This window comes from Legionella drancourtii LLAP12, from assembly GCF_000162755.2.
Taxonomy (GTDB): domain Bacteria; phylum Pseudomonadota; class Gammaproteobacteria; order Legionellales; family Legionellaceae; genus Legionella; species Legionella drancourtii.
Genome location: NZ_JH413805.1, coordinates 72,712 through 74,789, shown reverse-complemented (window position 1 = coordinate 74,789; position 2,078 = coordinate 72,712). Strand labels below are relative to the sequence as shown.

Here is a 2,078-nt window from a genome sequence, read left to right as displayed (position 1 = left end):
CAGCAAGCCTTGGACTAAATTGATATCCTAATAACCAGAACAAAGCAAAAATTATTTCGCTAGCACCAGCCGTATCCGTCATGATCTCTTTTATATCAAGACTTGTTTGTTGATCTTGCATACCATCCAATAGATAAAGCGAATCACGCAGCGTCCCTGTGATCACAATACCATGAAATCCTGCATTTTGATCAGATACAAAATTGTAATAGGTTAATCCACGTTTGGGTCCATAATATTTTTTGTTTGGTCCTGAATTTACCGTTTTTACAGCGCAAGTAAATCTAATGCCATCAGCAGAAGCAATATGGCCTGTGCCCATCTTTTTTGCAAGTGGCAGCTTAGAATGAGTATCCACAAGACGAGCATTGGATCGGGCAATAGTTTCAGCACGAATGCAATTTTGCTGCACCCAACTTAATCGATTGCGTGTTAATTGTGGGCTGTCTTCATTAATCAATGGCTCAAGGCCAATATTGCATGATTCAGCCATAATGACTGCACATAATGAGACTTCAATCCCTGATACGCGCGAATTATTATCGCTAATATGCGAACACTCTTCAGTAAAATCAGTCATTCTGTTGGCTTCGAGCAATAATTCAGGAAAATCAATGCGAGGCATTAAGCTATCTACCTTATCCTTCAGCATTTTTAGGCTTTCAGGTTCATCGAGTTTTTCTAATCTGGATAATTTGATCCTATCTTTGCCCTTTTTGTTTTTAACAATCTCAACCGCGTCATTTTTCGGCAATCTTTTAAGCACATCCTGATAGGTGTTCTCTAGTTTTGCAGACAAATGACCAAATGTCTCATCAAAATCTGTGCATAAATTGAGTGATCGGCATACTGGGAGCTTATGCTGTTCCCACACTACACCGTTTAATAATTTAGCCCGTGGATCACACCACCGCTCACTTTGCACAACATGCATGTCACGACTACGCATATTGGCTTGCAAATGATCCATTGCACATAACGTATAACCTGGCCTATCGATTTCTTTGGTTTTGATAACGACATTTCGCCAACCACCATTGACAATATCAAGTGGTGCATTTTGAAATGAAGGCTGTCGCTTGCCTTCCATTGTGGCTAAAAATTCTATTGCTGCTTGTGCTGGTTTTCCTTCTTTAGTCGTTTGAAATTTGACCGTATTGAATAGTGTTGGTAGAAAGCGGCGTACTGTTTTATATTGCTCAAGCAACTCGTCGTAATATTTGTCATGATTTGGTTTGGCAATTTGTCGAATGACCTCTACTGCATTAATTATGGCATCCTTAGAAATGGCTTCGTAAATTACGCCTGGTAAGTTGTTCTCTTCTTCATATTTTAAAAATAAATCGCCGAAATCAGATAGTTTTAATGCAGCTTTATCCAAATCACCTAAACTGCGTATACGCTTTTTCTGACCTAACCGTTTTGCTGCGGCGCTGATTTCAGGAAATTTTATGAAACGTACAAACCTGAACTGATGGACTATATATTCAGTGCAATACAAATTTTTGCGGAAGCTCAACTGAATTAAATTACATTATATAGGCCAGTATTTGGCCTATTTTTTATTTATTAAATGGTTATTGAGTAAAAACCTAATTTAAGAACTTACGCAAGGATTTTCTCAAACACCCCAAGAGGTTGTCTTCACATGAAAATATTAATAATTATATTTACTCTTATATTAATTCTTTTCCTTGCAGATAAAGTTGGATTATGGTTAGAACGAAAAGGTTATTTGTATTACCGTCACAATAAGCCACAAGGAGGGGCTCTTGGTAGTACGCTTTTGGAGTTGAATGCTCAATTATCTCCAAGTAATCGATATATTGTAGAAATGAAACAAAATGAAGTGAGATTTAAAAAGAGTGAAGCAGATGCATCAGGCAAATCTGTTGGACCAAACTAGAATTGGTTTAGTTGCTTAGAGTACCTTTTCGTTCCAATGATTGTCACACCCCGTGCGACACGAAGTCGCCAACTAGAGCTGCGGTGCTCTGATACCGCCATCCATGCTACTGGATGAACCTACGATCCTGAATAAAGAGCGGATCGGACAAAGTAGCGAAACACGCAAGTGT

General features: G+C 38.6%; 2 protein-coding genes. One reads left to right on the top strand and one right to left on the bottom strand.

Features of this window, described 5'->3' with window-relative positions:
- A partial coding sequence (locus LDG_RS03890) for a Tn3 family transposase (RefSeq protein ID WP_158307863.1) occupies positions 1–1,519 on the bottom strand: 1,519 nt, incomplete at its 3' end.
- 129 nt (positions 1,520–1,648) lie between these two features.
- Between LDG_RS03890 and LDG_RS03885 the strand changes: the two genes are divergently transcribed.
- A complete protein-coding gene (locus LDG_RS03885; RefSeq protein ID WP_006869848.1) occupies positions 1,649–1,906 on the top strand; it encodes a hypothetical protein in 258 nt (85 codons plus the stop codon).
- The last annotated feature ends 172 nt before the right edge of the window (positions 1,907–2,078 follow it).

Excerpts from the sequence above, each read along its gene's own strand:
- LDG_RS03885 (WP_006869848.1), top strand. The coding sequence starts at position 1,649 with ATGAAAATATTAATAATTATATTTACTCTTATATTAATTCTTTTCCTT.